Source organism: Reyranella sp. (assembly GCF_050185545.1).
GTDB lineage: Bacteria > Pseudomonadota > Alphaproteobacteria > Reyranellales > Reyranellaceae > Reyranella.
The window spans coordinates 1-8,466 of record NZ_JBFWZI010000258.1 but is presented as its reverse complement, the minus strand read 5'-3'; the positions used below and the strand labels follow the sequence as shown (position 1 = coordinate 8,466).

7 protein-coding genes are annotated in these 8,466 nt (G+C 66.2%); 1 reads left to right on the top strand and 6 read right to left on the bottom strand.

All coding sequences use genetic code 11. The annotated features are described in order from the left end of the window. Positions 1–131: 131 nt before the first annotated feature. Entirely contained in the window at positions 132–1,166 is a 1,035-nt protein-coding gene (locus AB7O82_RS35215) for an amino acid ABC transporter substrate-binding protein (protein WP_428553260.1), read from the bottom strand. A 107-nt stretch (positions 1,167–1,273) separates the two neighbouring features. Continuing rightward, complete coding sequence (locus AB7O82_RS35210) at positions 1,274–2,686, bottom strand: M23 family metallopeptidase (RefSeq protein WP_428553243.1); 1,413 nt, start codon at positions 2,684–2,686, stop codon at positions 1,274–1,276. Between the two features lie 518 nt (positions 2,687–3,204). Here AB7O82_RS35210 and AB7O82_RS35205 point away from each other — a divergent pair. Then, positions 3,205–4,083 (top strand): pirin family protein, encoded by an 879-nt coding sequence (locus tag AB7O82_RS35205; RefSeq protein ID WP_428553246.1) that lies wholly within the window; start codon positions 3,205–3,207, stop codon positions 4,081–4,083. Positions 4,084–4,085: 2 nt separating this feature from the next. Here AB7O82_RS35205 and AB7O82_RS35200 read toward each other — a convergent pair whose 3' ends face one another. From AB7O82_RS35200 to AB7O82_RS35185, 4 genes are all read right to left on the bottom strand, one after another. Continuing rightward, the gene (locus AB7O82_RS35200; protein ID WP_428553249.1) at positions 4,086–5,651 is read right to left on the bottom strand and encodes an ABC transporter substrate-binding protein; all 1,566 of its coding nucleotides are present in this window, start codon (positions 5,649–5,651) and stop codon (positions 4,086–4,088) included. Between the two features lie 10 nt (positions 5,652–5,661). Beyond that, positions 5,662–7,197, bottom strand: coding sequence for a M81 family metallopeptidase (locus tag AB7O82_RS35195; RefSeq protein WP_428553252.1), 1,536 nt, complete (start codon positions 7,195–7,197; stop codon positions 5,662–5,664). 12 nt (positions 7,198–7,209) lie between these two features. Continuing rightward, positions 7,210–8,202, bottom strand: a complete 993-nt coding sequence (locus AB7O82_RS35190) for a D-cysteine desulfhydrase (RefSeq protein ID WP_428621572.1) — start codon at positions 8,200–8,202, stop codon at positions 7,210–7,212. A 19-nt stretch (positions 8,203–8,221) separates the two neighbouring features. Next, the coding region (locus AB7O82_RS35185; RefSeq protein WP_428553257.1) for an alpha/beta fold hydrolase at positions 8,222–8,466 on the bottom strand (245 nt) is incomplete at its 5' end.

Here is an 8,466-nt window from a genome sequence, read left to right as displayed (position 1 = left end):
CTTCGGCAAAGGTGCCGCCAATAGAAACCCATTGTCGGCCTGCACGGGAATACAAAATGTTGAGGTGAGTCAAAATGACACACCCAAGAGTTGTGTCCACTCCGTAGCAGCGAAGCTGGGGAGGAGATTTCCTACCGGATCGGCGGGGCGTATTGCAGGCCGCCCTGGGACCACAACTTGTTGAGGCCGCGATCGATCTTGAGCGCCGAATCCTTGCCGACGTTGCGGTCGAAGCTCTCGCCGTAGTTCCCGACCTGCTTGACGATGTTGTAGACCCACTTCTCGTCGACCCCGAGGGCCTTGCCCATGCCCGGCGTCACGCCGAGGATGCGCTTGATGACCGGGTTGTCGCTCTTCAGCATCTCGTCGACGTTCTTGGACGTGATGCCGTACTCCTCGGCCTCGACCATGGCGTACAGCGCCCAGCGCACGATGTCGGCGAACTGGTTGTCGCCATGGCGCACCACCGGGCCCAGCGGCTCCTTGGAGATGATCTCCGGCAGGATGACGAAATCGTCGAAGGTGCGCGGCGGAGGAACATTGGCCGCCCGGGTCGCCGCCAAGCTCGACGCGTCGGTCGTATAGACGTCGCAACGGCCGGCGAAGAATGCCGCCCGGATCTCGTCGACCTTCTCGATGACGACCGGCTTGAAGGTCATCTTGTTGGCGCGGAAATAGTCGGCGAGATTGAGTTCGGTCGTGGTGCCGGGAGCCACGCAAACGGTAGCGCCGTTGAGTTCCTTGGCACTCTTCACGCCGAGCTTCTTGGGCACCAGGAAGCTCTGGCCGTCGTAGTAGAAGACGCCGGTAAAATCGAGGCCGAGCGCGGTGTCGCGGGTCAGGGTGTAGGTGGCGTTGCCCATCACGATGTCGACCTCGCCCGACTGCAGGGCGGTGAAGCGCTGCTGAGATGTGAGGGGCTGGTACTTGACCTTCTCGGAATCGCCGAACAGCGCCGCCGCGGTCGCGCGACAGACATCGACCGACAGTCCCTTCCACTTGCCCTGACTGTCGGCCAGCATGAACCCGGCCGTGCCGATGCCGACGCCGCAGTTGATCGCGCCGCGGGCGCGAATCGCATCGAGATCCTTGCCTGCGTGCGCCGCTCCCGCAGCGCTGACCAGCGTGGCCGCCGCAGCACCGGCGGCCAGGAATTTCTTGAACATCATGCCCTTCCCTTCGTGTTGCCCCTTGTTCCCGTCACCCGCCTCGGGCGGGCGTTCGGGACGATGGCGCACTTCCTATGCGATCGAACCCGGATGTGCAACGAAGGCTAGAGGCGATTGACGTTCTGCGACGAGAAGGGATTGGTCGACCAGGGCTCCGCGCCCTGCAACCCGCGGAAGCCCCGATTGTTCGAATCCGCGCCCTTGCCGGCGGCGTTGCGGACATCCTGCTGCCATTGCCGGAACGCGACCAGGGCCTCGCCGTCCAGAGTCCTGCTGCCGCCGCGCTCCGTGACGTACGGTTGCGGATCGACGAACTGGCCGCTGACGACGACGGAGAAGTGGAGATGCGGGCCGGTCGACCGGCCGCTCGAGCCGACATAGCCGATCAGGTCGCCCTTGCGCACAGGCGAGCCTGGGCCCATGCCCGCAGCGAACTGCGACATGTGGGCGTACAGGGTCTCGAAGTTGTCGGCGTGGCTGATCTTCACCGTGCGGCCGTAGTTGAAGTACCAGCCCTGATGGTTGATCACGCCGTCGGCCGCGGCGTAGATCGGCTGGCCGACCTTGCCTTCGTAGTCGATGCCGTTGTGGAAACCGCCGCCGCTCGAGCGGCCGTAATAGCGGCGCGTGCCGAACGGCGAGGAAATGCGTGAATCGGGGCGCGGCTCGGCCAGCGCTGTGCCGCCCAGGCGACGGCCCTGCTCGTCGAACCAGCCTTCGGGCTGGTTGGGCGGCGCGAACCACCAGACGGCCTGGCGATTCTTCCCGTCACCCAGGTAGGCCAGCAGGATGCGCGGCGCGCCGTCGCTTGTCCGGCCCTTGAGGACCTCGATCTTGCCAGCCGCCGGCGCGAAGCCCGCCAGGGCGGTGGTCAGGTCCTTCAAGGTCGCCGTGCTGGCGCCGATCTGCGCCAGGCCCGTCGTCACGCTCGACGCGCTGACCTTCACCACGCCGACCGACCCGGCCTGGATGGAGCGCGCCGCGGCGCCCGACTGCGAGGCGGTGCGCGGCAGGCTGGAGACGCGCTCGTCGTCGCTCTCGGTGGCCCCGGGCGCGAGCTTGTAGCCGTAGCTGCCGTCGTTGCCGCGGAACAGCTCGACGGCCATCGACTTGGCCGAGAAGAGCTGCAGGGAGACCAGGCGCTTGGGCTGATTGGCACCCTGCGACTTGAGGACCGCACGGCCCGAGCTGGTGCCCTTGCTGATGTCGAGCTGGCCCACCGCTTTGCTGACCGCTTCGGCGGCGGCCTGGGCGTCCGCCGGATCGACCTGCAGGCTGAGCAGTTGCTCGACAACCGAACCGTCATTGCCGACGGCGAATGGCTGGATGTCCTCGGCGGGTGCGGCGGGCGGTTTCTTGCCGGCCTTGAGTTGGGCCTTGCTGGGGGCCTTGACCTGGGCCACCGACCCGGGGGTGATGGCTAGTTGCAGTGCAGCAAGTGCGGCGGTTGCTGCCAGTAGATTGCGGGCGGTTCGCCAGCGGAGCGCGTATTGACTACGCGTCGACTTGAACGCCATCAGCCTCTCCCGTTCCATTCAACTCAAGCACTTCATTCCGGAGGCTTGTCGGCGAAATCACCGACCCCCCGGTCGGCGCCCCACGCCGTCTGCCCTTGTTCGGAACCACTGTGGCCACGGAATACCCACAAGTCCACAAAAAGTTGCAAAAATGCAACACCCGTGAACTTCTCTTAAGAGTTTGTACACGAACGGTTTTTTGGATCGGGGCCCGGACCGGCCCCGAATTGTCACGGGATAAAGCCGCAAGGTCGGGTGACCCGGCCGAACTTCGCGACACTGTCGATACACCATATGTCGACCATGCCCAACTGGTGCCGTCGGCCTGCGGGGCCTGTGCAGGTCGTTGTCGGCACGATGTCCGGACTGGCGATGGATGCCCGGCATCGTGCACTGCACAATGATCCCCCTCCGGGCACGATCCGCCAAGCGCGAGGAAGCCCCGGGATTGACGCTTTCCATGCATCGTCCGTAGGTGGCATCAGGTCAGGGCAGCAGACGAGGCAGGAGGGCGCAGGATGGCCGATCCCATCGAACTTCTCATCCAGGGGCACAGCCACGATCTCGGCGGCGGGTTCGTCGTGCGGCGCGTCTTGCCGAACGTGAAGCGAAGGATGGTCGGACCGTTCATCTTCCTCGACCATTTCGGCCCCATGGACGTGCCGCCGGGCGGCGGCATGGAGGTCCGCCCGCACCCCCATATCGGACTGGCGACGGTCACCTACCTGTTCGAGGGTGGCATCTTCCACCGCGACAGTCTGGGCTACGCTCAGGCCATCCGGCCGGGCGACGTCAACTGGATGACCGCCGGCAGCGGCATTGCCCACAGCGAACGGACCGAGCCGGAGATGCGTCGCACCGGCTTTCGCATGCACGGAGTCCAGACCTGGGTGGCGCTCCCCAGGTCGCATGAGGAGACCGCGCCCGCGTTCGAGCATATCGAGGCGGCGCGGCTGCCGTCATGGCAGGACGGCGAAACGAGTCTGCGCCTGATCGTCGGCAGCTATGCCGGGCGCACCGCGCCGACCACTCACTTCTCGCCGATCTTCTACGTCGGCGTCGAACTCCCGGCTGGCGGCAAATTCGCGATCTCGCCCGAGCATCCCGAACGCGCCATCTACCTGGCCGACGGCGATGCGGCGGTCGGCGATCGTCTGCTCGGCCGCGGCGATCTCGCTGTCCTGCGCGCCGCCCAGCCGGCGGAGATCATCGCCGGCGCCAGCGGCGCCAAGGCAATGCTGCTGGGCGGCGCACCGATGGACGGCCCTCGTCACATCTGGTGGAACTTCGTGTCGTCGAGCCGCGAGCGCATCGAGAAGGCCAAGGCCGATTGGCGCGAGGATCGTTTCGCCAAGGTGCCAGGCGACCCGGAGTTCATCCCGCTCCCGGAGAAGTAACCCTACTTCTTCTCGACGTTCCAGAACACCGTCACCGGCGACACGACATTGCCCGACACGTAGCTGCGCCGCGCCATGGGCTGTACGAACTGGCCGAGCGGCACTGTGACGCCCTGGCTGATGATGCGGGTCTGGACCTTATCGGCGATCTCGCGTTGCTTCTTCGGGTCGGTCGCGCGCAGGAACTGGCCGCGCAGCTTCTCGATCTCCTCGTCGAGCGGCCAGCCGAACTGGGCGCGATCGCCGCTCGCCTCTGCGTAGTGGTTGTTCACCGGATCGAGCAGGAGCACGGCGGCGGCCGCCGTCATGGCAATGTTCCAGCCGCCCTTGTCGACCGGATCCTTCTTGGCGCGTCGCGCGACCAGGGTTTGCCAGTCCATCGACTGCATGTCGACCTTGAAGCCGCCGCGCTCGAGCAGGGTCTTGGCGACCGGAGCGAGATTGGTCAGCACCGGGAGGTCGGTCGACTGCAGGACCACGATCGGTTTGCCGTCGTAGCCCAGCTCCTTGAGCAACTTGCGCGATTCCTCGAAGCGCGACTCGAGCTCACCCCGCATGCCCGCTGTCGACTCGAGCGGCGTGCCGCAGCCGAACATGCCCTTGCATTCCTTGTAGTAACGCGGATCGCCGATCACGGCCTGCATGAAGTCCTTCTGATTGAGCGCCATCATCGCCGCACGCCGGTAGCGCACGTCGTCGAACGGCGGCTGCTTCCAGTTGAAGCGCAGGACGTAGGTCGAGCCGAGTGCATCGAGAATCACGATCTGGACGTTCTTGTCCTTTTCGAGGACGGGGAGCAGGTCGTGGGCCGGCGATTCGATCATGTCGATCTCGCCCGACATCAGGGCACTGATGGCGGTCTGGCTGTCGGGGATGGACACCCATTCGATGCGCTCGAGCTTGGCGACCTTGCCGCCAGCCAGGCCCGACGGCGGCTCGGCGCGCGGCTTGTAGCGCGGGTTGCGCAGGTAGACGACCTTCTCGCCGGGCTTCCACTCGTCCCTCTTGAAGATGAAAGGCCCCGAGCCGGTCGAGTCGGCGAGCTGCTGCGAGATCGGCAGCTCCGCCACGCGCTTGGGCATCACGAACAGGGGAACCGAGGCCGTCTTGGCCAGCGCCTTCAGCATCAGCCCGAAGGGCTCGTTCAGCACGATGCGGAAGGTACGATCGTCGACCGCGATCATTTCCTTGGTCGACTTGCCGAGCAGGCCGCCCAGCACGTCCTTCTGGGTCCAGCGCTTGATCGAGGGCACGACATCGGCCGAGGTGACCGGCTGGCCGTCGTGCCATTCGAGGCCGTCGCGCAGCTTGAAGTTCCAGGTCAGCTTGTCGTCGCTGACGGTCCAGCTCTCGACCATCTGCGGCTGGGGCTCGAACTTGCCGTCGAGTGCGAACAGCGTGTCGTAGATCAGGTAGCCGTGATTGCGGACGATGTAGGCGGTGGTCCAGATCGGATCGATGATCTTCAGATCCGAATGCATGACCACGCGCAGCGGCTTGGCCGGTTGCGCCGCGGCCGGGCCAGCGAGCATCAGGGCGGCGAGGGCGACGAGGGTGCGACGCAACATGGTTTCTCCTTCAGGCGGAAACGGGCGGTGACCAGGTCGTCTCTTCATCGAGCGGATAGACCGGCCGCGGCAGCTTGCTCCAGGTGAAGTTCGCCAGAACCGGGGACGTCAAGCCCGGGCAATCGACCTCGTAGATCTGTTCGGGCTTGAAGAACTCGTCGAAGCCGCCGCGGAAATGGCCGCGGCTCTTGACCACAACGACGCGGGCGTGGGCGATGTCGAGATCGAACATCTCGAACTGCCGCGGATCCATGCACTGGCAGCGATAGCTGATCACCACCACCTGCACGCCGCCGAGATCGAGCAGGGCCGATGGGCCCATGTCGGCCGATACGTTGCGCAGCACGCCGCGGCGTCCGACATACTTGCCGTCCGACAGCTTGACCACCTTGGCCTCGCAGTCGAAGGGCAGGGAGAATTCCTGGTGCTCCTCCGTGTTGAACGAGGCCGTGAAGGTGGCGCCTTCGCCGAGCTCGTGCGCCTTTGCCGCCAGCGCGGCATCGTTGAACACGCCCAAGATCACGTGCTCGGCGCCGGCCATCTTGAGCGCGCGCAGAAGGTAGGTGGTGTTGCCACGCCCGCCGCCGCCCGGATTGTCGGCGACGTCCGCCAGGATGATCGGCTTGCGACGCCGGTCACGGCCCACTGAAACCGCGAGCTGGACCGCGTCGGCCAGGGACATCATCCCGCGTTTGAACCGTTCCTTCATGCCCCACGCGCGCGTGGCGATGTCGAGCGCCAGGTCGGCCGCGGCCTTGCGATTGCCGTTGCGGGCGGTCACCACCGCGGTCAGCCCGTTCTTGGGGCTGTCGCTGTAGGCGAAGCCCGCCATCACCGAGACATTGAGGATGTCGCCCCCGACCTTGGCCTGGCCGTACTTGATCAGATCGGCGTACGGCCCCCGGGCGGTCAGCAGGGCGATCTGCGGCGGGACCAGCGGCAGCTTGACCATCTCGATCGCCGTGCGCGCGCCGGCCAGGCACTCGCGCATGTGCCTGGCGGCCTCGACGCCGCGCTCGTAGATGTCGGTATGCGGATTTTCCAGGTAGCCGACGAAGACGGAAAGATTGTCGATCATCCTGCGTGAGACATTGGCGTGCAGATCGAACACGGCGATCACCGGAATGTCCGGCCCCACAGCGCGCCGGACCACGTCGAACAGGTCGCCGTCGGGATCGTCGGTGCCCTCGGCCAGCGCCGCGCCGTGGGCGGAGATGAACACCGCGTCGAACGGTCCGCTGGCGGCGAGACCTGCCGCGATGTCGCCCAGGAAGGTCTGGAAGAAGCTCTTCTCGACGGGGCCGCCGGGCTGGGCGAGGGCGACGCGCAGGGGCACCGGGGTCCACGGCCCGGTGCGATCCATCTCGGTGAAGAAGCCGGGCAGGTCGGGCATGGTGATCGAGGCACCCGATCGCGCCTCGCTCACGATCTGGTTGCCGCGAATATCGACGTCCTGCTCGAAGTCCGCCGCGGTGGTGACCGGCGAGAACCGGTTGCACTCGATGGCGAAACCCAGGACGGCAATGCGCGGATTGTCCTTCGACACGACTCTCCTCCTTCAGGCAGCGAAGGCGGGCTCATAAGCAAACAGCCCAGCCTGTCCGCCGGTGTGCACGAACACGACGTTCTCGTCCTTGGCGAAGCGGCCCTTGCGTACGAGATCGATCAGGCCCGCCATGGCCTTGCCGGAATAGACCGGATCGAGCAGCACGGCCTCGACCCGGGCCACGATGTCGACCGCCTCCTTCATCGCCGGCGTCGGGATGCCGTAGGCCTCCCCGAAGTAGCCGTCATTGGCCTCGACCGCATCGCGTGACGGCGCGCCTGCCAGGCCGAGGTGCGCCCACGTCTCGTCGAGCAGCCGGGCGATGTTGCGTTCCTGGTTGTCGCGCGGCCGGCCGACGGTGATGCCGAGCACGCGCGCGCCGCTGCGCGCCCCTTCGAGGCCAGCGATCAGTCCGGCCTGGGTGCCGCTGCTGCCGGTGGCATGGACGACATGATCGATCCTCGTGCCGAGGTCGCTGGCCTGGTGCAGCATCTCGAGGGCGCAGCCGACATAGCCCAGAGCACCGACCGCATTGGAGCCGCCACCCGGGATCACATAGGGCCGCCCGCCGGCGCGGCGCACGTCCTCGGCGGCTTGCTCGGCGGCGGTGCTCATCGATGCGTCGCGCGGCACGTACTTCAAGTGGGCGCCCAGCAGGCGGTCGAGAAGGAGGTTGCCGTTGTGACGATATGCATCGGTCGGCTGCGTCACGCGGTCTTCGAGCACGAGCACGCATTTCAAGCCGAGCTTGGCGGCCGCCGCCGCCGTCTGGCGGGCGTGATTGGATTGCAGGGCGCCCAGGGTGATCAGCGTGTCAGCGCCCTGTTGAAGGGCGTCGGCAACGAGATACTCGAGCTTGCGCGTCTTGTTGCCTCCGGTCGCCAGGCCGGTGCAATCGTCGCGCTTGATCCAGAGCTTCGGCCCGCCGAGTTGGTCCGAAAGTCGATGCATGGGTTCCAGGGGCGTCGGCATGTGTCCCAGACGCACGCGCGGAAAACGACCCAATTGAAGCAATGCCCGTCTCCTAGCGCTGGCGGGACAGAAACTCGCCGACCACCTCGTTGAAGGTAGTGGCCTGCTCGAAATATGGCGAGTGTCCGCAATCGGTGATCATCCGCGACTCGCCGCAGGGCAGGGTTGTCGCGATGGCGCTTGCCAGGAACGGCGGGAACACGATGTCCTCGCTGCCGGCGATCAGGAGCGTCGGAACACGAAAGCCGGCGAGCTCGGCGAGCGTCCGATGGGCGGTGCGGCGCAGCCCGTCGCGCA

What these genes read in the sequence shown, in the direction of transcription:
- AB7O82_RS35200 (WP_428553249.1), bottom strand. Translation starts at nt 5,651, where the DNA reads ATGTTGCGTCGCACCCTCGTCGCCCTCGCCGCCCTGATGCTCGCTGGC.
- AB7O82_RS35205 (WP_428553246.1), top strand. Translation starts at nt 3,205, where the DNA reads ATGGCCGATCCCATCGAACTTCTCATCCAGGGGCACAGCCACGATCTC.
- AB7O82_RS35215 (WP_428553260.1), bottom strand. Translation starts at nt 1,166, where the DNA reads ATGTTCAAGAAATTCCTGGCCGCCGGTGCTGCGGCGGCCACGCTGGTC.
- AB7O82_RS35210 (WP_428553243.1), bottom strand. Translation starts at nt 2,686, where the DNA reads ATGGCGTTCAAGTCGACGCGTAGTCAATACGCGCTCCGCTGGCGAACC.